Origin of the sequence: Nocardia sp. NBC_01388 (assembly GCF_045040085.1) — a bacterium.
GTDB lineage: Bacteria > Actinomycetota > Actinomycetes > Mycobacteriales > Mycobacteriaceae > Nocardia.
In genome coordinates, this window is the sequence record NZ_CP109553.1 from 8,187,817 (window position 1) to 8,211,041 (window position 23,225).

Annotated in this window: 22 protein-coding genes; 11 read left to right on the forward strand and 11 right to left on the reverse strand. The window is 66.0% G+C overall.

Translation table 11 applies throughout. From position 1 onward, the window contains the following. The first annotated feature begins 91 nt into the window (after positions 1-91). From OG716_RS38610 to OG716_RS38620, 3 genes are all read left to right on the forward strand, one after another. The gene (locus tag OG716_RS38610) at positions 92-985 is read left to right on the forward strand and encodes an SGNH/GDSL hydrolase family protein (protein ID WP_405135149.1); all 894 of its coding nucleotides are present in this window, start codon (positions 92-94) and stop codon (positions 983-985) included. A gap of 153 nt (positions 986-1,138) precedes the next feature. Further along, positions 1,139-1,546 carry a hypothetical protein gene (locus OG716_RS38615; protein WP_405135150.1) on the forward strand — a complete coding sequence of 136 codons (408 nt, stop codon included), beginning with the start codon at positions 1,139-1,141 and terminating at the stop codon, positions 1,544-1,546. Positions 1,547-1,749: 203 nt separating this feature from the next. Next, positions 1,750-2,547: a DUF6319 family protein gene (locus OG716_RS38620; RefSeq protein ID WP_355118683.1), complete on the forward strand. Its 798-nt coding sequence runs from the start codon at positions 1,750-1,752 to the stop codon at positions 2,545-2,547. A gap of 60 nt (positions 2,548-2,607) precedes the next feature. On the opposite strand, the gene OG716_RS38625 is transcribed toward OG716_RS38620, so the two are convergent. Together OG716_RS38625 and OG716_RS38630 are read right to left on the reverse strand one after the other, a co-directional pair. Next, on the reverse strand, positions 2,608-3,129 hold the full coding sequence (locus OG716_RS38625) for a hypothetical protein (protein WP_405135151.1): 522 nt from the start codon (positions 3,127-3,129) through the stop codon (positions 2,608-2,610). A gap of 40 nt (positions 3,130-3,169) precedes the next feature. Further along, a complete protein-coding gene (locus tag OG716_RS38630) occupies positions 3,170-4,690 on the reverse strand; it encodes a diguanylate cyclase domain-containing protein (protein ID WP_405135152.1) in 1,521 nt (506 codons plus the stop codon). Positions 4,691-5,035: 345 nt separating this feature from the next. Here OG716_RS38630 and galK point away from each other — a divergent pair, with 345 nt between their 5' ends. From galK to OG716_RS38665, 7 genes are all read left to right on the forward strand, one after another. Next, the gene (gene galK, locus OG716_RS38635) at positions 5,036-6,163 is read left to right on the forward strand and encodes a galactokinase (protein WP_405135153.1); all 1,128 of its coding nucleotides are present in this window, start codon (positions 5,036-5,038) and stop codon (positions 6,161-6,163) included. Between the two features lie 134 nt (positions 6,164-6,297). Further along, positions 6,298-6,729 carry a group II truncated hemoglobin gene (locus tag OG716_RS38640; RefSeq protein WP_355118676.1) on the forward strand — a complete coding sequence of 144 codons (432 nt, stop codon included), beginning with the start codon at positions 6,298-6,300 and terminating at the stop codon, positions 6,727-6,729. A gap of 119 nt (positions 6,730-6,848) precedes the next feature. Next, on the forward strand, positions 6,849-8,630 hold the full coding sequence (locus tag OG716_RS38645) for a sodium:solute symporter family protein (protein WP_405135154.1): 1,782 nt from the start codon (positions 6,849-6,851) through the stop codon (positions 8,628-8,630). An 11-nt stretch (positions 8,631-8,641) separates the two neighbouring features. Further along, a complete protein-coding gene (locus OG716_RS38650) occupies positions 8,642-8,872 on the forward strand; it encodes a hypothetical protein (RefSeq protein WP_355118673.1) in 231 nt (76 codons plus the stop codon). A gap of 34 nt (positions 8,873-8,906) precedes the next feature. After that, positions 8,907-9,344 (forward strand): alpha/beta hydrolase family protein, encoded by a 438-nt coding sequence (locus OG716_RS38655; protein ID WP_405135155.1) that lies wholly within the window; start codon positions 8,907-8,909, stop codon positions 9,342-9,344. A gap of 2 nt (positions 9,345-9,346) precedes the next feature. Further along, positions 9,347-9,610, forward strand: coding sequence for a hypothetical protein (locus tag OG716_RS38660; RefSeq protein ID WP_405135156.1), 264 nt, complete (start codon positions 9,347-9,349; stop codon positions 9,608-9,610). A gap of 54 nt (positions 9,611-9,664) precedes the next feature. After that, positions 9,665-10,066: a hypothetical protein gene (locus OG716_RS38665; protein WP_405135157.1), complete on the forward strand. Its 402-nt coding sequence runs from the start codon at positions 9,665-9,667 to the stop codon at positions 10,064-10,066. 25 nt (positions 10,067-10,091) lie between these two features. On the opposite strand, the gene OG716_RS38670 is transcribed toward OG716_RS38665, so the two are convergent. Genes OG716_RS38670 through OG716_RS38680 form a run of 3 tightly spaced genes read right to left on the reverse strand, consistent with a single transcriptional unit; the run spans position 10,092 to position 14,342 of the window. Continuing rightward, positions 10,092-11,156, reverse strand: a complete 1,065-nt coding sequence (locus OG716_RS38670) for a lipocalin-like domain-containing protein (RefSeq protein WP_405135158.1) — start codon at positions 11,154-11,156, stop codon at positions 10,092-10,094. 26 nt (positions 11,157-11,182) lie between these two features. Further along, on the reverse strand, positions 11,183-12,469 hold the full coding sequence (locus OG716_RS38675) for an oxygenase MpaB family protein (RefSeq protein WP_405135159.1): 1,287 nt from the start codon (positions 12,467-12,469) through the stop codon (positions 11,183-11,185). Between the two features lie 31 nt (positions 12,470-12,500). After that, complete coding sequence (locus tag OG716_RS38680; RefSeq protein ID WP_405135160.1) at positions 12,501-14,342, reverse strand: multicopper oxidase family protein; 1,842 nt, start codon at positions 14,340-14,342, stop codon at positions 12,501-12,503. Between the two features lie 109 nt (positions 14,343-14,451). Between OG716_RS38680 and OG716_RS38685 the strand changes: the two genes are divergently transcribed. Next, positions 14,452-15,072 carry a TetR/AcrR family transcriptional regulator gene (locus OG716_RS38685; protein ID WP_405135161.1) on the forward strand — a complete coding sequence of 207 codons (621 nt, stop codon included), beginning with the start codon at positions 14,452-14,454 and terminating at the stop codon, positions 15,070-15,072. Positions 15,073-15,157: 85 nt separating this feature from the next. Here the strand turns inward: OG716_RS38685 and OG716_RS38690 are convergent, their stop codons facing one another. From OG716_RS38690 to OG716_RS38715, 6 genes are all read right to left on the reverse strand, one after another. After that, positions 15,158-15,862, reverse strand: coding sequence for a hypothetical protein (locus OG716_RS38690; protein ID WP_405135162.1), 705 nt, complete (start codon positions 15,860-15,862; stop codon positions 15,158-15,160). Between the two features lie 137 nt (positions 15,863-15,999). Continuing rightward, entirely contained in the window at positions 16,000-17,493 is a 1,494-nt protein-coding gene (locus OG716_RS38695; RefSeq protein ID WP_405135163.1) for a PepSY-associated TM helix domain-containing protein, read from the reverse strand. Positions 17,494-17,586: 93 nt separating this feature from the next. Beyond that, positions 17,587-18,162: a hypothetical protein gene (locus tag OG716_RS38700; protein ID WP_355118655.1), complete on the reverse strand. Its 576-nt coding sequence runs from the start codon at positions 18,160-18,162 to the stop codon at positions 17,587-17,589. A gap of 68 nt (positions 18,163-18,230) precedes the next feature. Beyond that, the gene (locus OG716_RS38705) at positions 18,231-19,892 is read right to left on the reverse strand and encodes an acyl-CoA synthetase (protein ID WP_405135164.1); all 1,662 of its coding nucleotides are present in this window, start codon (positions 19,890-19,892) and stop codon (positions 18,231-18,233) included. 288 nt (positions 19,893-20,180) lie between these two features. After that, complete coding sequence (locus tag OG716_RS38710) at positions 20,181-21,839, reverse strand: acyl-CoA synthetase (protein WP_405135165.1); 1,659 nt, start codon at positions 21,837-21,839, stop codon at positions 20,181-20,183. A 502-nt stretch (positions 21,840-22,341) separates the two neighbouring features. After that, positions 22,342-23,187, reverse strand: a complete 846-nt coding sequence (locus tag OG716_RS38715) for an SDR family NAD(P)-dependent oxidoreductase (protein ID WP_405135166.1) — start codon at positions 23,185-23,187, stop codon at positions 22,342-22,344. Positions 23,188-23,225: the final 38 nt, after the last annotated feature.

Consider the following 23,225-nt stretch of genomic DNA (forward strand, 5'->3'; position numbering starts at 1 on the left):
GCCGGGCAAAAGCCCTGAGCTGCTGTTAGGTTCGCCACTGGACGCTGGTCCAGTTCGAATCCACAGGGTCGGGGCCCGGGGAGAGACAACGATGAAGTTCTCGCGCGCATTACTGACGGCCGCCGCGATGGCGGCGGTACTACCGGCCGGATCGGCGTATGCGGCCGATGATGACGCTCCCGGGCCGGGCGTCGCCGAGTATGTGGCACTGGGTGATTCGTGGGCCGCCGATGCCACGCTGAGTCAGATCACCACCGCCTTCACGCCGGCGAACTGTGTGCAGAGTGCGCACAACTACGCCAAGCAGGTCGCGGCGGCACTCGCGGTCCCGGTGTTCCGCGATGCCACCTGTGGCGGGGCCGTCACCGCGAATATGACCGCCGAGCAGAGCGGCCCGCTGGGTACCAATCCGCCGCAGTTCGACCGCCTCACCGCCGCCACCGATCTGGTGACCCTCGAAATCGGCGGCAATGACGCGGATTTGGCCGCGACCGTGCAGACCTGCGTGACCCCGGATCCGGCGGCGACACCCTGTCTGGACAAGATGGTCGTCGGCGGTGTGGACCAGATGTCGCTGAATATCGCCCGCGCCCGAACACGCGTGGTCGATACGGTCCGGGGCATCCAGGCCCGTTCCCCGCACGCCCGCATTCTGCTGCTCGACTACTTCGAGGGCATCGGCCTCACCGGCGGCTGCTTCCCCACCATTCCGATCTCGGATCCGGACGCCATCTGGCTGGGCAGCAAGCTGCTCGAACTGCACACCATGCTCGGGCAGGTCGCGTCCACCACCGGAGTCGAATTCGTCGACACCTACGACGGCAGTGCGGGTCACGATGCCTGCCGGCCCGTCGGCACGCGCTGGGTCGAGGGCTTGGTGCCGTTCTCCGGCAATCCCGTCGGCTTGGCCGTACCCTTCCATCCGAACCAGCTGGGTGCGGACTATCAGGCCCGCCGGGTGCTGGAGGTGCTGGGCGCGAGCTGAGGGCGACACGCCTGGCGTGATATCAAGACACGCCCTTCAACTGCGGTAATCTCTGCGCGCGGCTAATTAGCGGCAACGGTGTGTTGCGGGGGGCGGCTGGGACGCTTCACAGCTGAGATATTGCACAGAAGTGCGCGGTGGAAAGGGAGATTCATGATCGCCCCCTACCTGAGGCTCGTCGGTGTCATCTGCGGATGTGCGGCTCTGCTTTCGGGCTGCGGCCGTTCGAGCGAACCGAAGGCAGCGGTCGATACCGCCGATAGAGCGGATTTGCAGCACACCACCGCCGAGATGCAGCGCAGCGCATTCGTCACCGGCTGTGAGGGCACCCTGTCCGGTTGGGAGGCCACCGCGGTGGTGAGCAACCGGGATCAGATCGAACACCGGTATCTGGTGGTGATCAGTTTCATGACGCCGGAATCGGCAGTGCTGGAACGCACCAGCACCGAGATACTGGTGGCGCCGGGAGGTACCCAGGACTTCACCACCGAGACCGTGCTCGATCCGGTCACCCGGCCGCAGTCGGTCCGCTGCGTGCTGCGCGGTGTCGAACAACTGTGAGCGCCCGGAAAGTTGCGCACAGCAGGGGTACAGCGCCTACGATCGGACCCGCCGGCCATGCTCGGTGGGCCGCACCTGTCGGAAGCTGAACGTTCGCTGACCAGTGCGTCGGTGGCGGTGCGAATTCTTCGGATGTGGATTTGTCGGTGCCATGGGGCATGCTCTGTGCACGCTGATGTCCCACCGTCCGCCCGGAGAGTCCCATGTCGTCCCGTAGCACCAAGCCACAGCCCTTGTCAGAGACCGAGATTCGGCACATTGCCGAGCAGATCGATGCAGGCCGTCCGCCGGCGGTGTGGTTCACGGCGGCAGCGGTCGGAGTACCGGAAGGCCGTTCCGGCAAGGTGATCTCCCTCGGTGATCCATCCGAGGGTGATTTCCTGCAGGTGAAGCCCACCGGTTCCAAAGATGTGCTTTCGTTCGGTCCCACCGAGGTGACCCTGACCAAACCGGCCCGGCCGCAAGCCGCGGCCGGCGCAAAGCAGAAAACGGCAACCAGGAAGGACTCCACCGTGACGATGCCGTCGCCCGCAGCCGTACCGGCCGCCCCGCCGATCACTCCGCCTGCTCCCATTGTGAAAACCGATACACCGGTGAAAACCGATACGCCGCAGGCTTCCACCGATTCCGCCGCGGCCGCGTCGGAGGCCGGTAAGCCCGGTGCGCCGAAGCCCGCCGCCACCTCGCGCCCCGCGCGCAATGCGGCTGCCAATGCCTCCGCCGCCAAGAAGCCCAAAACGGTCGAGGTCACGGTGACGCTCAACGGCACCACCGATGGCGAGTGGACGCTCGATGTCGTCAATGGCAAGAAGCGCACCATTCGTGGTCTCGCAGTACCGGGTTCGGCAGTCTCGCAGGCAGCCAAGCTGCTGCACCCCGAGGTCGCCGAGGTCGTCGACTCGATCCTGGAGGCCGTGCGACTGACGCAGCGTGCCAAGGTCGAGCAGTTGCAGGCCGAATTGGAGAATGCCCGCAAGCTGCTCGACGAGCTGGCCGGTTAATCTGCGGCCGTAGGAGAGAGTCTGCGGCCGTAGGAGTTTCGACCCTCAGCTCTTCCACCCTCAGCTGCAGGAGACTCCGGTTCCGCCGGGGTCCAGCAGCGAATCGTAGCCGGGTAGACCGCGTAGATGCGGGGTCTGCCCGGCTTCTGGGCATCCGGGCAGGCTCGGCACCGCGCCCGGCCGAAAACCCAGGGCGCGCATGAGATTTTCGATGCCCGCCGCCAGGTTCGGCCCGAAGGTGCCGAGCTTGTTCCCGAAATTCGATGAGCTCGAGGTCGGGTTGCCCGATCCGGTTCCCGGAGGACCGCCTGCGGCGGAATCCGATTGGAGCGAGCTCGAACCGGAGGCCAGCCCGGAGGCCGACCCCGGATTGGCCGACAGCGAGGACGAACCCGTGCCCAGTGCGATGGCCGTGCCGGGTGGTGCGCCGTCGGAGTCGGCGGGTGCGGTGAAGGAGAGGCCGGGCGAGGCGCCGAGCTCGGGCGGAGCCGCACCGGCGACTCCCGCAGCGCCGAGCGCGACTATGGCCGCGCCCGTCGCAATGGTGGTGCTCAGCTGGTACCGGAGTGCGCAGAACTGCATGATGGACCCGAATATCCGTGCGGTGACAGCGAATACGATGTCAGACCGCAGACTCCCGGTGCCAAGTGCGCGGCCCGGACTCCGGGTGTCCGTGCCTGAGATCAGCATGAAAAACGTACCCCAGCGAGTATTCCTTCGCGTGGTACATGGCCGAATCCGCTTCGCGCAGAAGCTCGTACACGGTGATATCGGCGCTGCGCGGTCCGCTGCAGGCAATGCCGATACTGGCGGCGATGCGCACCTCCGCGGCGCTGAGCTCGAACGGTTCACCGAGTGAGGCCAGCAGTCGTTCCGCCAGCAGCAGCGCCTGCTGGCGGCTCAGCGGCGCGAGCACCACGAATTCGTCGCCGCCGTAGCGGGCGGCCGCGTCATCGCGGCGGATCATGCGCCGAATGCGGGCTGCCGCATTGGCGATCAGCTCATCGCCGACCGCGTGCCCGTAGTTGTCATTGACCCGTTTGAAGCCGTCCAGATCGATGAACAGCAGGGCGAGGGGCTGATCGCCCCACCGGTCCCGATTACGATGCAGCGCCCGCAGCAGGGCGGCGCGGTTCAGCAGTCCGGTGAGCATGTCGTGGTCTGCCTGATACTGCGCGCGCCGCTCGCTGCGGGCGCTGCGTTCGATGGCGCGTTCGCTGCGTAGCAGGACCCCGGCTAGTAGTAGCGCGAAGAGCGAGGAGACGACCACCCGATCCATCATGTCCAGGCTGGAGCCGACCACCGGCACCAGCGCGGCCACGATCATGACTATGGCGATGATGCTGGCGCGCTGGCGCGAGCGGTGCGCGTGGATATCGCGCGGGCTGCCGAGCACCACCATGGTCGGATGCATGGCCGCCGCACCGATCAGCGTGTACGCGAGTTGCAGTGGCATGAGCTGGATTTGGCGTCCCAGCTCGGCCGTCCCGGCCGTTTCCAGATTGCAGGCGAGGTCCCCGGCGAGGATTACCAGCATGGCCAGATACACCAGCCGCAGCGAGGTCTCCGAGCGCGCCGAGGTCACCACCGAATGCGCGACCACGGTCAGCAGCAGGGCATCCACCACCGGATAGATGACCGCGATGAGCGTGCTGAAGTTGAAGGTGTGCGCCCGGTGCAGGATCGGCGAGATGAGAAAGGTCCAGGACAGCAGGGCCGCGCCCAGTCCGATGAGGCCGGAGTCCAGCAGCAGATCGTGATCGGTGCTGTTCTGCCGCGGGCGCAGCCAGAGTACGGCCGCGGCGCCGATGCAGCAGTAGCCGCCGAGGGTGAACAGATCGTCGAAGGGGTGGCGGTGCCAATCGGTGGTCTGCCGCAGTGCGGTGCCGATGGTGAATTGCACGGCGGACGCGGACAGTAGATACCAGGGCAGCGGCCGGCGGGGCTGATACTGGCGGACACCCACTCCGATCATGACCACGCTGATGGTGACCGAGGCGATCAGGGTGGCGAGGGCGAGCCGCCGAGAATCGACGACCAGGGGCAGTGCGAGAATCAATACGCCACAACTGAACAGCGTCGAACGCCAACAGACTCGGAACCGTCGACCGGACTGACCGGCCGGTTTTTCGTCTGTTTCCACCAGCCCCCCTCGTCCGCTCCGTCCCCAGTGCGCATGCTGTGCTTCGAATCATGACCGCCACGCATCGAGCGGAGAGATAGCCCCACGCGAGAGGCATTCGTGGGTCACGAATGCAGCGATCATGAACCGAGTGTTGCTGTTAGAGCATAGGTCCCAGCCGGCGGCGGCAGTATCCACGGGGGAGAGGCGCTGCCATCGAAATCTGGGCAACCGAGTCGATCATGGCACGAAATGTCGCATCGCGTACATGAGTCCGGCGAACCCGCAGGATCGCGGACCGCGCGACTCTATATGCTCGCTGCTGATCGAACCGAACGACCTGCACGACTCCGGACGGGAGCTGAGGTGCCTGGATCTTTCTCGGAATCGAGGGTGGGCCGCTGGTTCGCGCCCGGCCGGGTCAATCTGATCGGCGAGCACACCGACTACAACGACGGTTTTGTGCTGCCGCTGGCCCTGCCGCTCGGTACCATCTGCACCGCCGCGGTGCGCCCGGCCGGCACGGTGCGGCTGCGATCGCTGCAGGCTCCCCTCGACGAAGTGGCCGTCACCATGGCCGATCTGGGCGCTACCGGCTGGTCGGAACTGCCCACCTGGGCGCACTATCCACTCGGTGTGATCCGGGAATTCGAACGCCGCGGGCACGAGGTGCGCGGCGTCGAGCTCGAACTGGACAGCACCGTTCCCCTCGGCGCGGGCCTGTCTTCCTCGGCGGCGCTGTCGTGTTCGGTGGCCATCGCACTGCGTGATCTGTTCGCGCCGAGCGTTCCCGCCGCCGAGATCATCGATATCGCGCGTACCGCGGAGAACGTCTACGTCGGCGTGCCGACGGGCGTACTGGACCAGTCCGCGTCCATGCTCTGCACCGCCGGGCACGTGCTCTTCCTGGATGTGCGCACCCGCGAATACCAGCAGATCCCCTTCGACCTGGACCGTTTCGATCTGCAGCTGCTGGTGTTCGACACCGGCAGCCCGCATCATCTGATGGACGGGGAGTACGCGCAGCGCCGGACCGAATGTGCCGCGGCCGCTGCGGAACTGGGTGTGCCGTTCCTGCGGGACGTCACCGGTCTCGCCGATATCAAGCGCCTCGCCGATCCGGTGCTGCGCAGGCGCGCGCGACACGTGATCACCGAAAACGCCCGGGTGCTTCGGGTTGCCGAAGAATTGCGCGGCGGCGCCGATCCGCGCGCGATCGGTCCGGTGCTCAGCGCCGGACATGCTTCCCTCCGTGACGATTTCGAGGTCTCGGCGCCGCAACTCGATACCGCGGTGGCCGCCGCGCTGGTGGCCGGCGCCTACGGGGCCCGCATGGTGGGCGGCGGCTTCGGCGGCAGTGTGATCGCGCTGGTCGATCGCGCTCGGGCCGCGGCCACCGCCGCGGCAGTGCGAGATGCTTTCGCCCGCAGGAGTTTTGATACCCCCCGCACCTTCGCGGTGACACCCGCGGCGGGCGCGCGCCGTATTGAATAGCGTAGATCCGACAGCGATTGCGCAAATCCGACATTGAATAGCGCAAATCCGACGTCGTAAAGCGCACGCTCGCCGCCGTCCGGGTTTAGCCTGTTATCGGAACGATCCACTCGCACACCAGGAACGAGCGAGCCATGGAAAGTCTGTACGAGTTCGCCGGCGGCGACGAGGCCCTACATGCACTGGAAGAGATCTTCTACGAGAAGGCGCTGGCAGATCCGATTCTGCGGGAGCTGTTTCCGGTGCGCCAGCCCACCCATGTCGACCATCTGACCTGGTTCACCGCCGAATCATTCGGCGGCCCAGGACGTTTCACGCGTGAGCTGGGTTTCGAATACATCATCAACGTGCACCGCGGCCTGCACATCACCGATGCGCAGCGGCAGCGTTTTGTCGAGGTCTACCTGGAGGCCCTGGACGTCGCCGGGCTCCCGCAGGACGAGAAGTTCCGCGAGGCGGTCCGTCAGCACGTCGAGTTCGGCTCGCACGTCGCGCAGCAGAACTCACAAGCGGAAACTGATGAGCAACTTCATCCGCTTCGCGAAGTACCACACTGGACCTGGTGATTCACGGACACGTATCACAATTCAACCGCGCCTACTGGTCGTGAGCGAACGCCCGGCTAGTATTGCGCGCTATCAGTCGTGCCCGCGTCATCTCGTGATCTTCTCGACAGGAGAGCCGTATGCCGTTCGACGCCAGCCTGCCCGAGGCCGCAGTGCCTTCGGAGCAGCTCGCTGCCGGGGCATCGAGGCAGCTCGCTACGGGGGCATCGAGGCAGCTCGCTGCCGTGGCATCGGGGCAACTGCGACTGGGTGCCGACCCGATCGACTATGCCCTGGTAGCACTGTATTTCGTCTTTGTACTGGGCATCGGACTGCTGGCCCGCCGGCGGGTCTCCACCAGCCTCGACTTCTTCCTGTCCGGACGCTCGCTACCCGCGTGGGTGACCGGGCTGGCTTTCATCTCCGCGAATCTGGGCGCGGTCGAGATCATGGGCATGTCCGCCAATGGCGCCGAGTACGGCATGCCGACCATGCACTACTTCTGGATCGGCGCTGTTCCGGCCATGCTTTTCCTGGGCATTGTGATGATGCCGTTCTACTACGGCTCCAAGGTGCGCAGCGTTCCGGAGTTCATGCTGCGGCGCTTCGGCCCGGGCGCGCACCTGGTCAATGCCCTGAGTTTCGCTGTGGCGCAGGTGCTCATCGCCGGGGTGAACCTCTACCTGCTCGGTTCCATTGTGAATGTGCTGCTGGGCTGGCCGCTGTGGATATCGGTGCTGGCTGCGGCGGCCATCGTGCTGTCCTACATCACCCTGGGCGGATTGTCGGCCGCCATCTACAACGAGGTGCTGCAGTTCTTCGTCATCGTGGCGGCGCTGCTGCCGCTGACCATTGTGGGCCTGCACAAGGTCGGCGGCTGGGACGGGTTGCGCGAGAAGGTGACCGCGGGTCCGGGCGGCGCGGAGCAACTGCACGCCTGGCCGGGCAATGAACTCACCGGGTTCGGCAACAATGTCGCCTCGGTGATCGGCATCGTGTTCGGACTCGGGTTCGTGCTCTCCTTCGGCTACTGGACCACCAACTTCGTCGAGGTGCAGCGCGCACTGGCCACGCACTCCATCTCCGCCGCGCAGCGCACGCCGATCATCGGCGCGTACCCGAAGATGTTCATCCCGTTCATCGTGGTGATTCCGGGCATGATCAGCGCGGTCCTGGTGCCCCAGATGACCGAGCTCAAAACGAATCCGGACTACAAAGGTGATGCCACCTACAACCAGGCCCTGCTCTACCTCATGAAGGATGTGCTGCCCAACGGTCTCCTCGGCGTGGGGCTGGCCGGCCTGCTGGCGGCGTTCATGGCGGGCATGGCCGCCAATGTCTCGGCGTTCAATACCGTCTTCAGCTACGACCTGTGGCAGCGGTATGTGAAGCGCGATCGCCCGGATCACTACTACCTCACGGTGGGGCGGCTGGCGACGGTTGGCGCGACGCTGGGCGCGATCGGAACCGCCTTCATCGCAGGCAATTTCTCCAACATGATGGATTACCTGCAGACGCTGTTCAGCTTCTTCAACGCGCCGCTCTTCGCTACCTTCATTCTCGGCATGTTCTGGAAGCGCATGACGCCCGCGGCGGGCTGGATCGGCCTGGTGACCGGTACCGCCGCCGCGATCGTGGTCTTCGTGATGAGCAAGGCGCACGTCTTCGAACTGTCCGGTCAGGGCGTGAGTTTTGTCGCCGCGGCCGTGGCATTTGTACTGGATGTTGTTGTGAGCGTTGCGGTCACGCAGGTATCGCAGCCCAAACCGGCCGCCGAGCTCGTCGGCCTGGTCTACTCCGAAACTCCCAAGGCCATGCGCACCGACGCGGACGCCGACTCCCTGCCCTGGTACCAGCGCCCCGGCCTGCTGGCCGGTATCGCGCTGGTCCTTGTCATTCTCCTCAATGTGTTCGTCGGATAGGAAGGCGTCAAATGCTTTTCGATATTCGCACCATCGTCGGCGGCCTGCTCGCCTGCTACGGGGTGATCCTCATAGTGGTCGGCTTGGCCTATTCCACCGATTTCCAGCGCGCGAAAACCGGTGGGATAGACGTGAACCTGTGGGCCGGAGTCGGCATGACCGTCGTCGGCATCCTGTTCTTCGCCTGGGTCCGGCTGCGCCCGGTGGTGGAGTTGATCGCCGCTGAGGACGACGATGAGTAGTCCGGCTCCCGCCGAGTAGTACTGCCGCGCGGGTGTGACCACCCTGGTGTTCGACAAACGAACGATCGGCTACTCCACCATCCACCGGGACTTCTCGCTACTGGCTGACGACGCGCTTGCCGGGGTGGCGCTGCTGCGCGCCCGCACGGATGTGGATCCAGCAGCGGTCGGCCTGTGGGGCTTCAGCGAAGGCGGCTGGGTAGCGCCGCTGGCCGCCGCCCGCTCGCCCGAGATCGCCTTCGTGGTGACCATCGGCGGTTCCGGCCGCACCCCACTGCGGACGCAGACCTGGTCACTGCGAAATCGACTGGCACACCAGGGAATTACCGGCTCCCTACCCGCCACGGTCGCCGGTCCCGGAGCCCAGTTCATCAATGGCACCGGCCTGTTCCCGGAGGCGAATTTCGATCCGGCGCCGGTCCTGGCGCGGGTCCGTGCGCCGGTACTCGCACTCTGGGCGAACATGATGTGAAGGTGCCCGCCGCAGAGAGCGCCGAAATCTTCCAGCGCGAACTGGCCCGCGCCGGAAACCACTCCGTCACCACCCGTTTCGTGCCAGGGGCCGGCCACAACGGCCACCGCACCACCGATGGATTCGACAGCATCGGCGGCGCCGTATTCGACGGCAAGCCGCTGGGGGAGCTCGGCCCCGGCTACGCCGACGTGATCACCGACTGGATCCACGCGGTTGCCGATGGCCATCCACCGGCCTGGAGCGCCGCCCCCGCCCCGCCGTAAACCTCTCTCAGCCGTGCCCCCGAAGGCCGCCCCGCCTGCGAATACGCCGCCCTGGTGTTCCTGCTGATCGGCTTCGCCGCCTACCCGCTCTCCGATGCTGTGCGAATGCTATTGCGGCGCAGTGATACTCGACGACCATCCAGTGTGTGCTGGGCCGCCCGCTCGGTGTCGGCGCTCGGGCCGGCAACAGTGCTCGGCGGCGTGGCATGCGTGGAGTGGGTTCTCGCTACCGGGGCCCAGCGCCCTCCCTCAGTCATTGTTGTCGGTCAGCCCCTGCAATGGCTGGTGGTCCACATACTCTCGGCCACAGTACTTTTCGCGGTCGCCGTCCTCGCGCTGACGTGGTGGCGCAATCGCAATCGCATCGACGCGATATCCCGCGCCCAGCTGGCCATCCTCCTGCTCACCGGCTGCGCCCTCCTGCCCTGGGCGCTGCACTGGCAATTGCTCGGATAGTCGATTGCGGAGTCGGCTGTGCCGGTCAGGTCAGTGCGACCAATTCATGCAGTGTCGTGCCGGTGCGGCGCTGCGGGCCGTTGTCGGTGTGCACGGTCAACTCGACAGCGGATTCGAAGCGGAAATACGCCGGGTGGCCGAGCAGGCGATGCACCAGGGGTTTGATCAATCGGGTTCGCGCGATGGGGAAGTCGTCGATGAAATCGTGGGCGTGAATGACGGACTCTACGGTCAGGCGCAGCTCGAGCTGACCGGGGACATGCAGTTCCAGCCATTGCGGATATTCGCGCCCGGCAGTCGAGTCGAACAGCGCCGGGCCCTCGGTCAGCACGGTTTCGCCGGTCGAGAGAATGATGTCGGCGTCCTGTGCGAGCATCAGCGGGGCGATGTCATGGGAACCGTGCTGTGGCTGGGTCAGCACGCTCGCGAACAGCAGTGAGTACTCCTCCACATACAGCCGCCCCCAGTGCCAGCGTTCGATGACCTTCTTCATATCGCCGACGCCCCAATTGTGGTCGGCATAGCCACGACCGGTGACCGTGAGTGTCTTGCCGTCGAGTTGGATGGTCCCGGTCACGCGGGCGCGCGGCGCGGCGACCACCCAGCCGAAACTGTCGGTCGCACCGAAGCGGGTTTCGCCCTTCCCCGGCATCCAGCTGGGTGTCTCATTGTGGAAGTGCAGATCGAACACCAGATCGCCCTCGGCGAGGTGCACATGGTGCACCGGCAGACCGGTGTCGGGGAATTCGGTGCGGGCGGTATTCGCGCCGATGCGAACGTCGAAAGCATCGGTGGAGAACGATGCCGCGGCCTTCGGATACCGCTTGCTCACCTGTCGCCGCGTGCCGTCGGGGTGGTAGACGATCATCTCGACCCAGGGGCGCGCGCCGGGCAGATCCTCCGGCCGGCGCTTGGTGAGGAATCCGACCACAACGTGACCGCTGTCGAGGTGAGCGTCGAAATACCAGTGCTCGAACGCGAGTTTGCTCGACGCGGGATGAAAACCGTTGTGGTGCGGTTCCACAGTTGTCAGGTGCCCGTCCCGGCGACCGGGACCATTCCATACTTCGACTATGTCGGTGGTAGTCATAGCGCTCTTCCAGTTCTCGGGGACGGTCAGCGTCGCAGTGCGCCGCTGGCATCGAATTCGGCTTCACGGCCCTGCATTTGGGCTCGATACCAGTTCTCGCGATGGCGAACCATGAGTTCCTCGTGGACGCGGGCGAACGGCGGGAACAGTCGTCGAGCCACCTCCATCGCGGTGATCAGCGGGAACCGTGCGAGGGGGATGAGAAGCCAGGGGAATGCGGGCGGCATGTTGTAGCGGCTGCGGGTGCGCGGCGCCATGTACATGGCGGCATAGACGGAATTGATGCGGAAGTTGTAGACCTCCCGCAGGCGGACCAGCCCGCGGTGGCCGTCGCGGGGAGCGAAGGCGCGCGGGTAGGACTCGATGAGTTCGGCGCCGTGCCGGCCCGCGTCGTAGGACCGCGAGATGATCGTCATGGCCAGCACCCGGAGGGAGTCGATCACCGATTCCGGATACCACTGCATCCGGACGCCGAGGAGATAGCCGAGGTACTTCTGAAAGTGCAGCAGCGCACGGATTTCCGAGGGCGTGGTCTGATATCCCAAGGCCCACAGTCCCAGCCCGGGAGTGACACTGCCACCCAGCAGCGTGAGCATCTGATAGGTCTGGCTGATGGGCAGTCCCCAGGTGCCGGTATCCCATTCGGGATGCCCGGCGACGCGCGCCCGGATCGACACATGCATGACTCGGACCTTCAATGCTGTTGCGCGCCCGCTCGATCCGGGCGTGAACAGTGCCCCGGGGCGCGATACGTCGATCCAGAATCGGCAGGTTTCCAGGAATCGGCGCAGCGCACTGTCGCCGGCATAACCACCGGCCAGTGAGAGGGGGGTCGCTACTGCGGCTTCGGTGTACATCTCCAGGGTTTCAGCGCCGGCGAAGCTGAAAAGCATGGTGCCCCAACGCCGCCAGATCGCCGCGCCCTGTTCGACGAGTTCGGGCCGAACCCACTCCGGGACGGTTTCGAACTCCGCGAACAGAGCCCGCATCGATTCCGGCGCCTCCGGAATCGAGTCGATCCCCTCCGTCAATGCCGCCTCGAGCAATTGCCGGCCCCGCTGTGCGCCGATCTCGCCGTGTATGACCTCGTCGACGAACCGCTCGGCGACCGGATCACCCGAGAAGAGGTCTTCGCACAATGCCCGCGCCTGGCTGTCGGTCGGGAAAAGCTCACCGCCGGTGAGGGTTTTGACGATCCGCCGCGCCCGCCGAACATTCGGTGAGCGCAGCATTTCCCAGTATCGGAACGCGGTCGGGGTCCGCACCGGTGACCCGTCGTCACCAGGCGCCTGCGGTGATGCTTGCACTGACATGGTCGGACTCTCCTTCAATTTTCGATCGGCATCAGGCGCGCACCAGCCGATACCGCAGCATCATGTCGTGATCTTCGTGATCGAGTAGATGGCAGTGCCACACATAGCCCTGTAGGTCGGTGTGCGGCATCGATCCGTGTGCGGCCTGCATCCCGTCCTGCCCGGAGTGGCTGGGGGACAGGGACATTCCTGGTCGAGGGAAGGTCGCGTCCGGGTCGAAACCGAGTTCCTCGGCGGTCGGGAAGTACACGATGATGCGAGTCACCGTGCCCCCGTCGACGCGCACGATGTCTTTTCGCCCGGCTTCCCACGGTGCCGGTGGTCGCTCGGGTCCGGCGAGAAAGCTCTCGGCCGAGGGCGTCCATTTCACGCCGAGCGCCGGTTGTGGGTTCGCCAGTTGGTAGTCCACGGTGCGCAGGGGTGCACGGCCGAGAATTCGGAAGGTCACCAGGTGGATATGAATCGGGTGGGGATCCGGGGTGATGTTGACGATGTTCCACTGCTCGACGGTGCCCTGGCGCGGCATCTCGATATCGGGACTGGCGTAGGTGAGGTTGTTCAGCGACATGATCGCGGGCGGTAGCCGCAGCTCGTACGGCTGGCTGACGGTCACCGTGCGAATTGTGCTGGGCGTCAGCAGGTCCGGAAGTGCGTCCGGCTGACCCGGCCCGCCGCGCAGCCGCTCCGGCACCGGTCCGGTGAACCCGGCGCTCTGCAGGGCGCGGAATCGGCAGAACACCGGCATCGCCACTTCGCCGAGGACTGCAGCCTGGAATGGCGGCTGCTCGTCATTGCACAGTTCGACGGTTTCGTCCGGGGCGAGCCCGGAGAAATCGACCAGCAGATCGACCCGCTCGCCCGGTGCGAGCCGCAGACTTCGCACCGGCACCGGCGAATCCAGCAACCCGTGCTCGGTGCCGATCACCCAGAATCGCATTCCATTGCTGAAGTGCAGATTCCACACGCTGTACGAAGCGGCATTCAGGGTCCGGAACCGGTAGAGCCCGCGGTCCACCGCCAGCCGCGGCCAGATCTTCCCGTTGACGACGCCGATGTCGCCGACGCCACCGCCCTCCCAACTACCCTGGGGCACCACGGCGGTGGATCGGATGCTCTGGTGACCGTCCGCGGCGAACAGCTTCTCCTGCAGCACCAGCGGGATCTCGTACTCTCCGGCCGGCAGTCCGGCGGGATTGTCGTGTTCACCGGTGTCGAAGTCGTCGCGCAACAGCAGCACCCCGGCCAGCCCGGCGTAGACGTTCGCACGGGTGATGCCCATCGCGTGATCGTGGTACCACAGCTGTCCGGCATCCTGGCGCAGCGGATATCGGTGCACGAGGTCTTGCCCGGGAAACACCAATTGTTCTGGGTTGCCGTCACTTTCGGGTGGGGTGACGCCGCCGTGCAGATGCAGTGAACTCGGCGGATCGGTGCGGTAGCTCTCCTGTGCGCCATGCACCGACATGTCGATATCGGCGGCAAGCGGGTGTGCGCCAAGGCGATTGGAGAAGGTGACCGTCAATGGCGCACCGGTCCGATGCTCGATGACGGGGCCGAGGTAGGACAGGTCGTTGTAGCCGAACGCCGGCGACTCGGGAAGGTCGCGGTGGAATCGATGCGAGGTCGTCGAGGCGACCAGGTCGAGTTCGCTGCCGCGCAGGACCGGTAGCCGCGGTAGCTCGTCGACGAACGGTTCGACCGGGGGTGAGTGGAACAGCAGCGGGTTGTCGGCCCCCGACGGGAGTGGCGGATCGGCGACGGCCGGGGCGATCCGCCACATCGCGGCGCCCAGTGCACCCACGCCGGCACCGCGCAAGAGCAGCCGCCGAGCGATCTGCCGATCCATATTCGCGTCCATTTCCGGTGGCCTCATCGCACACCCACCGGGGGACCATACCAAAAAGTATGGAGAACGGTACCTAGAAGAATGTAAATCGACGGCGGCGCACTCGGAAGACCCGCGCGCGGCTTACCATCAGTGTGTGACGCTCACCGACGACCCTGGCAGCCGCGACCGGCAGCGGTCGAAGAAGGCGCAAAGCCAGCGAGTGATTCGAGGGCGCGCACCGCGACTGTCCTACGACGACTGGGTCGACGGCGCGCTGGCAATGCTCGCTCGTGAAGGTGTCGGCGCCCTCCGAATCCCGCGGCTCTGCGAGGAACTCGGCGTTACCAAGGGCAGCTTCTACTGGCACTTCGACGATATCGACCAACTTCGCGAAGCCATGGCCGATCGCTGGAGCGCCGTGCAGAGTGAGACCATCCGCGCACTCGGCGCCGTCGATTCGATTCCGGTCGAAAGCCGAATAGAGAATATGACGGCCATCCTGGTCGATGCCCGAACCTGGGCCGTCGAAGCGTCCGTCCGGGAATGGGCCCGCAGCGACGCCAAGGTGGCCGCCGCAGTCACCGCCCTCGAACGCCGAATCCTGGAGATCGTCAACAAAACCATGATCGATCTCGGCTTCGACGCCACCCAGGCCCGCATCCGCGCCGGCGCAATGGTCTACCTCGGCATCGGCCTCATCCACGGCCGCGACACCCTGCCCACCCCCACCCCGGAGGAAGCCAAAGCCGTCATCGAACTACTCACCAGGCCCTGACGGCAATCCGACTGGGGCAGTAGAGCATCCAACACGGGGAGTTCCCGCCCGGGGTGACCGGGCGGGAACGTTGTATTGCCGGTGCCTACTTGGCGGCGGCCGGGTTGAACGGCTGATTGATCGTCGTGAAGTACTGTGCGGCAGCGAGAATCGCCACCGGGGCGGTGATCAGGAGCTGGCCGGCGAGGGTGCCGAGGAAGCCGACGACGCTCATGCCGACGATGCAGCCGACTGCCGCGCCGCCCAGGGCGCCGAACATGGCGGTGAGGATCCCGGTGATGGTGGCGAGTGTGATCGCGCCGATGACGCAGCCGATCGCCGCGCCGCCGATGCCGCCTACCAGGGTGCCTATGGTGGCGCCGGTACCCGTGGTGCTGGTCATGCGGTTCCAGGCGGCCTGTTCACGTTCGTACTCGTTCTTCCAGGGGGCCTTGTCCTCGAAGGGGAGGGCGACCGGCTGGTAGACGGCGTGGGCGGGATCGAACCGGGGGGTGAGCGTCGCTACGCGGTCGTGGATCTCGGCGGCGATCGGGTAGACGAATTCGTCTACGCGGAAGTGCAATTCGGTGCCGGCGACGGTGGCGCCGTTGGCCGCTTTGATTTTGAATACGTCGTCTTCCACGACCAGGGAGCCGGTGTCGGTCCGGATGACGGTGTTCGTCTCGGAAGTGGTTGCGGCGTAGTTGATCGCAGTGGTGCCGGCGGCGGGGGCCGCCTGTGCGGTTCCAGCGGTGATGCCAAGCACGCTTGACATGAAGACGACGGAAGCAGCGACCTTGTTGATCTTCATCAGGGGGTGAATCCTTGTGTCAGTGCAGGTCAGGTTCTGCACGAGTGAGCCGATCCCGACCGCCGGGACCGGCAAGAGGGTTTGAAGAACTGGCGGCACGGCCAGAAGGCCGTGTCGCGCAGTGGAATTCGACTCTTTTAGGCGGTCGCGCGGCGGCGGGCTGCCAGCCCCGCCAGCACATCCACGAACAGGAATCCGAGCAGCGGAATCCCGATCATGGGCGCGAACCAGCCCACTGTCGCGGCTGCCACCGCGAATGGAACCAGGACGATCAGCGGCGTCTGCCGCAGTGCACCGCGGCGCGGGGCGCGGCCCAGCGTCACCTTGCCCGCCTCCTTGGTCGGGCGGCGCCGCCACCACATGAGATAGCCGCGCACCACCACGGTGAGCAGACCGACCATGATCGCCAGCAGCAGTAGCTGATTGAGCAGTCCGAACATCAGACCCATATGGAACTGGATGCCCCAGTTGGTCAGCTTCGCCATGAGCGGCCAGTCCGAATACCGCAGCGTGTCGGTGACCACGCCCGTACTACCGTTCACCGCAATCGAATCCGTGGTCAGTACACCCGGGCGGCGCAATTCCTTCGCGACGAAGGCGGTGCCGTCCGCGGCCGGAACGCTGATCTCCAGCGGACCTTCCAGACCATTGGCGCGAGCCACCGCGAAGACGGTGTCGACCAGCGCGGCCTTATTTTCCGTCGGTGCGGCGGCGGGCATGCCGCCACCCATGTGATCGGCATGCTCGCCGCCCATGGGCATGGCGGGACCGGTGGACCCGGGCAGCGTCGCGCTGACCGCGGGCGTCGTCCAGCTCATTTCCGAGCGCAGCTTGTCGACGTGGTCACCGGCGTACTTCGACCAGGTCATACCGGTCACCGACAGCAGGAGCAGCACCGGCAGGATCCACATGCCCACGACCGCATGCCAATTCAGCGTGCGGGCGCGGGGCCGCGAACGATCCGGCCGCACCAGCCAGCCCGCGGAACGGCGTTCCCGCCGGGCCCGCACCCGCCGGAACCACAGCACCAGACCGGCCAGCGCGATCAGCCACAACCACGATGCGGCGATCTCGCTGTAGTAGCGTCCGAAATCCCCGAGATGCAGATCCCGGTGCAGCTCATCGATCCAGGTGCGGGTGGGCAGCGCGCCCGAACTGCCGTACACGACACTGTCGCCGAGCGGCTGCGCTGTGACCGGATCGATGAATACGGCGCGACGCTGTGAATCACCCAGCGTCGGATCGCTGAAGATGATCCGGGTGGTCTCGCCGGTGCCCTGTGCCGGAGCGACCGCGATCAGCGGCAGATCCTGGCCCAGCGCGGCCGTACCCGCGGCGATCTGCTGCGACAGCGGTTTCGCCGGACCGGTCGAATCGGTGTGCAGCAGATGGCTGTCGGTGAACGACTCCAGGGTGGGAGCCACCGCATAGAGCGCACCGGTCACCGCGGCAATGAGGATGAACGGTGCGACGAATACACCGGCATAGAAATGCAGTCGCAGCAGCAAGGCCTGAAAGGCATTGGCGGCATTGCGTTTAGTTGTCGACTCCTTTGTCGGGGGCGATTCCGAATTCCGGGCAGGATTAATAGGCGGTGCCGCGTCTGCGGCACCGCTCTCAGTGATAGTCACCGGCGGTCTTTCTGATGTTCGAGGAAAACCCGGGTACGCCGAATACGGCGAACTCACACAGACGCGCATGTCCGTGCTGGGTAAGGGAAGAAATCAGACTCGAACGAAAGCGGGCGGACCGCGGGTCCGGAAGGCGTCGGCCGCGAGAATGCGCAGCACGACCCGATCGCGATGGGCGATCGGCAGTGCCGGTGGTCCGGAGAGCACCGGAAGTGTGATGAGAACGGGCGTGGCCCAGGCCAATACGGTGCCGGCGATGCGATATGCGGCTTCCGCGCCCAGAATGACCACCGCGGCCACACAGGCCGCGGTGAAGTGCGCGGCCAGCATCGCCGGACTCCACATCGACGCATGGTGATGGTGGTGGCCGGCGCTACCGGGCGAACCCCACATCATGCTGAAGTGCCCTAGCAACTGACCGCCGATCAGGGCGACCACCAGCCCGAGCCAGGTGGTGCGCAGCGCGCCGATACCGGCGACCAGCGCACCCACGGCGGCGGAGGCCGCGACCAGCAGCGTCAAGGCGCTGGACTCCAGCGGCGCGGCCCCGGAAACCCAGCCGTGCACCGCGACCGCGAGCGCCCCGGAAAGCGAACCGGCCGATCCACCGCGCAATAACGCAGCGTCGCTGCGTATATGCGCCGTGGACCGGCCGGACTCGAAACTCACGTGCTGATAATAACCGAGAATGCGCCGCCGATTTTCCGGCCTCGTACTCGCGTAACGATGCGGTGGAATTACTCGGTGGGAACAGCCATTTCGATGAGCGGCTTGCGCAGCAGCTTGCCCGTGGCATTGCGCGGCAGCTCATCGAGGAAGATGACTTCGCGCGGCACCTTGTAGCGCGCCAGGTTCTCCTTCACGTAGTCCTTGATCTCCTGCACATCCCGCTTGGAGTCCGGGCCCGGAACGACGATGGCGCGCAGGCGCTTTCCGAAGTCGCGGTCCTCGACGCCGACCACGGCGGCCTCCAGCACGTCGTGCCGGTTGGAGAGCAGGTTCTCGACCTCCTGCGGGAAGACGTTCTCGCCGCCGGAGATGATCATGTCGTCATCGCGGCCGTCGATGAACAGCAGTCCGTCGGTGTCGAAGTGGCCGACATCGCCGCTGGACATCAGGCCGTCCACGTACTCCTTGGTGCGGCCGTCGGTGTACTGCTTGAACGAGTGGCTGTTCTCGATGAAGATCGTGCCGGTCACGTTCGGCGCGGTAATGCGCTTGCGGTTCTCGTCGTAGAGCGCGATGCGAATGCCGACCGGGGCCTTGCCCGCGGTGGTCGGCGCCTTGCGCAGCTCCGAGGGGATGGCGACGGTCATGATCGCGCACTCGGTCGAGCCGTAGACGTTGTAGAGGCTGTCGCCGAAGTAGTCGAGGGTGCGGGTCACCACGTCCGGCGGAATGGCGCTGCCGGCGGCGAAGATCACCCGCAGGGTCTCGCTCGGCTGGTACTTGGCGAGGGTCTCCGCGGGCAGATCGAGCAGGCGCTGCAGCATGGTGGGTACCACGACCAGGCCCTGCGCCCGGTACTTCTGGATGTTCGCGAGGGTCTGCTCCGGATCGAAGCGGCGCTGCTGGAACACAACTCGGTTGCCCAGCGCGATCGACAGTGTGAACTGGGACAGGCCGGTGGCGTGGAAGATCGGCGCGGCCATGACCACGGTGCTGTTGCGCGGCAACGGGATTCGATCCAGGAACTGCGCGGTGATGAAGGGGCTGACCTTATCGCGGGGCGCGCCCTTCGGGGTGCCGGTGGTACCGCTGGTCAGAATCACCATGCCGCCCGGCTTCTCCGGCGGAGTCAGGGATGCGGTGGACTGCCCGGCCGAGACCGATTCGATGGTCGGGATCGACGGGTCGGCATCGTCCTTCTCGTCCACCCAGGTGAGGATGCGCGGGATCTCGGCCGGAATGGCGCTCATGAGGTCGAAGAACTCGCTGTCGTGCAGCACCGCCTTGACCTTCTCGCGCGCCGCCACATCGGTGAACTGCGGCTTGGCGAAACCGGTGTTCATCAGCACCGCGCGCACGCCGAGCTTGCCTGCGGCCACGAGGGAGAGCACCATGCCGCGGTGGTCGCGGGCCAGTACGCCGATCACATCGCCCGGGCCCAGGCCCTGCGCCGCGAGACCGCGCGCGAAGGCGGAGGACTGCTGATCGAGCTGCTCGAAGGTCATCTCGCCGCGCTCATCGACAATGGCGGAGGACTTCGGATTGGTATTGGCCGCATGGACGACCGCGCCCGCGAACGGGCCGAACTTCAGCACATTGATCGCTGAGCGCACCGCTTGGTCGGGTCGCAGCGGATTGAAAAGTCCCCCTCGCAACATGGCGTTGACGCTGAGCGCCGTATCACCAGCCTTGCGAAAAACCGTGCCTGCCGACGGAAGGGCTAATGACATGGGTACAACCTTCCGCGATCCCCTGCCGTGACGAGCGGCGATCGGACCGCAACCTCGAGATCCAGTGCAAACCCAACCCTACCAAGCAGTAACACGCGTGTGTGGCCGAGGTCTCTGGTACCGCTGGTATCACATAGGCCGCCCCGGTCGTGGCGGGGACAACACGATTGCCCTCGTGTCGCCGCGGGACTGTCCGCGAACCGGAACCCCCCGCTCCGCACAGGCGGAAGGAGGGCGAGAGGTTGGGGTTGAGGGCTGGAGTTCGCCGTCCGGACGCGGTGAGTGTGGTCAGGGGTGGGCGGGCGCTTCGTACTCCACGAGGACGCGGCGGAGGAGTTTGCCGGTGGCGTTGCGGGGGAGGTCGTCGAGGAAGATGACGTCGCGGGGGACCTTGTAGCGGGCGAGATTGTTTTTGACGTATGCCTTGATGTCGTCCGGATCGGGCTTCTCGCCGGGTTCGGGAACGACGAAGGCGCGCAGGCGTTTTCCGAACTCGACATCCGGGACGCCGACCACCGCCGCGTCGAAGATGTCGGGACGCTCCAGCAAGAGGTTCTCGACCTCCTGCGGGAAGACGTTCTCACCGCCGGAGACGATCATGTCGTCATCACGGCCGTCGACGAAAAGCAGTCCGCGATCATCGAAGTGGCCGACATCGCCGCTGGACATATAGCCGTCGATGATCTGCTTGTGCCGCCCGTCGGTGTAACCCTTGAACGGCGATCCGGAGCGGATGAAGATGCGCCCGGTGACGTTCTTGGCGCGGATCCGCATGCCGTCCTCGTCGAAAAGCACCACCTCGCACGTGGTGGGGGAGCGGCCCGCGGTGCCCGGCGCGATGGCCAGATCCTCCGGCCGCGCCACCGTCGCGACCGCGCATTCGGTGGAGCCGTACAGGTTGTAGAGGACGGGGCCGAACACTTCGGCGGTGCGCACGCTCAGCTCGGGTGAGAGCGCCGACCCCGCGACCACGATCGCCTTCAGCGAGGAGATCTCGTACTTGTCGCGAACGGCCGGATCCAGTTCGACCATGCGGTGCAGCATGGTCGGCACCGCCACCAGCATGTCGGCCTGATGGTCGGCGATCAGGCGCAGCGTCCGCTCGGCGTCGAAGCGCCGCGCGAGCACCACCTTGTTGCCGAGTCCGGTGCCCACCAGCCAGGTCGCGAGACCCGTGCTGTGGAAGATCGGCGAGACGATGACCATCGTGCCCTGGCTCGGGAAGTCGATGCGGTCGACCACCTGCACGGTGGCCAGCGGTGAGGTCTTGTCGCGCGGCGCGCCCTTGGGCAGGCCGGTGGTTCCACTGGTGAGAATGACAACGCCGCCCGGCTTCTTCGGCGTCGGCAGCGGCGCCTTCGCATTGGCGGCGATCAGCGCGTCGAGAGTTGTTGCGCCGTCCGGCAATTGCGTGCCCTCGTCCACCCAGCTGAGCACGCGGGGCAGATCGGCGGGCAGCGCGTCGAGCAGTCCGAGGAATTCGCTGTCGTGCAGCACGACCTTCACGTTCTCGCGCTCACACACCTGCGCGAACTGCGGTTTGGCGAAGCCGGTATTCATCAGCGCCACGCGGGCGCCGAGCTTGCCGGCCGCCACCATGGACAGCAGCAGGCCGCGATGATCGCGGGCGAGCAGGCCGATCACGGTGCCCGGGCTGACGCCCAGCCGCTGCAGGCCGCGGGCCACCGCATTGGAGGCCTCGTCGAGCTCCCGATAGGTCATCTCACCGCGCTCATCCGCCAGTGCCGGGCGCTCGGGCCAGACCCGCGCGGCATGGCGGACGGCGGTGGCGGGCGGTCCGAACACCTGTGATTCGCGGGCGGTGCGCAGCGTCTCCATCGGTTTGCGGGGATCGGTGATGCCCTTGTCCCGCAATGATTTCAGAGCCCTGACGGCCTCGAGGGTGTGTGCTACACGCTGCTGCGCCGAATAGAGAACCGAGGCCATGCCAGCCACCTCCGAAAGAACGTGCGGCCCACCACCCGAACTGGGGCGGGTAGGCGTCACGGTAGCAGCGGGGTGTGATGGCTGTTACACAAATTCGGTCAGAACGGTCAGTTGCCGGTTGTATGCAGTCTTTACATCCGGGTCATATGCCGTACATCCGGATCGATGAGGCTGCGGTGTCTGCATTTCCAACCGTGATGAGGTGTCCCGTGTCCTTGCTCGCTGTTCTTCCCCAGTTGCTCCTGTCTTTCACGCACCTGCTCAGCGCCAGCGCCTGAATTGCGGGCCGGCCCCAGCTCTTCACCCGCGGATCATGTGCTCTACACCCCGGTAGATGAGGCTGCGGTGTCCCACTTTCCAGCCTGATGAGGTATCCCCGTGGAGTTGCTCGCCGTCGTCGCCCAGATCTTCAGCACTTTCCTGTCCGCGCTCAGCGGTAGCGCGGCCTGAGCCGATCTGGACAGAAACGGCCCGCCGGTAGTCATCGGCGGGCCGTTGTCGCTCAATTCGCGGCGGTGTCCACGCCGGTGCTGAGACCGAGGTGCGCGGTGGCATCCAGATCCGCGGCGACCGCGGCAAGTTTGCCGCGAATCGCCGCCACCGCATCCGGGCCCAGTGCCAGCCGCAGGGGCGGATTCGCCTGGCCGACGGTCGCTATGACCGCGGCGGCCGCCTTGGCCGGATCTCCCTCCTGCTGCTGATCGGAGGCGGGCAGACCGTCCCGAACCGCACCGACGGTTTCGGCGTAGTCCGCGAGACCGGTGCTCACACGCAGCGCGGCAGGCTTGGCGAAACTTGTTCGGAAGGAACCGGGTTCGACGATCAGCACCTGAATTCCGAGCGGCGCCACCTCGGCGGCCAGAGCCTCGCTGGCCAATTCCAGCGCACCCTTGGCGGCGCTGTACATGCCGACGCCCGGGAAGGACAGGAATCCGCCCATGCTGGTGACCTGGACGATCGCGCCGGCCCGGCGCTCGCGCAGCTGCGGCAGCACCAGCTGGGTCAGGCGCAGCGGGCCGTAGAACATGACCTCCATGGCATCACGCAGTTCGGCCTCGCTGACCTCCTCGATGGCGCCGACAATTCCGTATCCGGCATTGTTGATCAGCACATCGATCCGTCCGGCCTCCTTCACCGCGCGTTCGGCGGCGGCCGCATCACGCACGTCCAGCGTGAGAACCTGCACCCGATCCGGATGCGCGGCAACAACTTCCGCCATGGACTCCGGCCGTCGCACGGCGGCGATCACCTCGTCACCGGCATCGAGCACGGCCCGCGTGAAGGCCGCACCGAAACCGCTGTTGGCTCCGGTGATCAGCCAGCGGCGCGGGGCGTTCTCTGCACTCATGGTCGAACCTTCTTCTGCTGTGCCCGGGCGGTGTGCCC

What these genes read in the sequence shown, in the direction of transcription:
- OG716_RS38680 (WP_405135160.1), bottom strand. Translation starts at nt 14,342, where the DNA reads ATGAGGCCACCGGAAATGGACGCGAATATGGATCGGCAGATCGCTCGG.
- OG716_RS38715 (WP_405135166.1), bottom strand. Translation starts at nt 23,187, where the DNA reads ATGAGTGCAGAGAACGCCCCGCGCCGCTGGCTGATCACCGGAGCCAAC.
- OG716_RS38705 (WP_405135164.1), bottom strand. Translation starts at nt 19,892, where the DNA reads ATGTCATTAGCCCTTCCGTCGGCAGGCACGGTTTTTCGCAAGGCTGGT.
- OG716_RS38650 (WP_355118673.1), top strand. Translation starts at nt 8,642, where the DNA reads ATGCTTTTCGATATTCGCACCATCGTCGGCGGCCTGCTCGCCTGCTAC.
- OG716_RS38620 (WP_355118683.1), top strand. Translation starts at nt 1,750, where the DNA reads ATGTCGTCCCGTAGCACCAAGCCACAGCCCTTGTCAGAGACCGAGATT.
- OG716_RS38625 (WP_405135151.1), bottom strand. Translation starts at nt 3,129, where the DNA reads ATGCAGTTCTGCGCACTCCGGTACCAGCTGAGCACCACCATTGCGACG.
- OG716_RS38710 (WP_405135165.1), bottom strand. Translation starts at nt 21,839, where the DNA reads ATGGCCTCGGTTCTCTATTCGGCGCAGCAGCGTGTAGCACACACCCTC.
- OG716_RS38690 (WP_405135162.1), bottom strand. Translation starts at nt 15,862, where the DNA reads ATGAAGATCAACAAGGTCGCTGCTTCCGTCGTCTTCATGTCAAGCGTG.
- OG716_RS38675 (WP_405135159.1), bottom strand. Translation starts at nt 12,469, where the DNA reads ATGTCAGTGCAAGCATCACCGCAGGCGCCTGGTGACGACGGGTCACCG.
- OG716_RS38645 (WP_405135154.1), top strand. Translation starts at nt 6,849, where the DNA reads ATGCCGTTCGACGCCAGCCTGCCCGAGGCCGCAGTGCCTTCGGAGCAG.
- OG716_RS38640 (WP_355118676.1), top strand. Translation starts at nt 6,298, where the DNA reads ATGGAAAGTCTGTACGAGTTCGCCGGCGGCGACGAGGCCCTACATGCA.
- OG716_RS38615 (WP_405135150.1), top strand. Translation starts at nt 1,139, where the DNA reads ATGATCGCCCCCTACCTGAGGCTCGTCGGTGTCATCTGCGGATGTGCG.
- OG716_RS38610 (WP_405135149.1), top strand. Translation starts at nt 92, where the DNA reads ATGAAGTTCTCGCGCGCATTACTGACGGCCGCCGCGATGGCGGCGGTA.
- OG716_RS38670 (WP_405135158.1), bottom strand. Translation starts at nt 11,156, where the DNA reads ATGACTACCACCGACATAGTCGAAGTATGGAATGGTCCCGGTCGCCGG.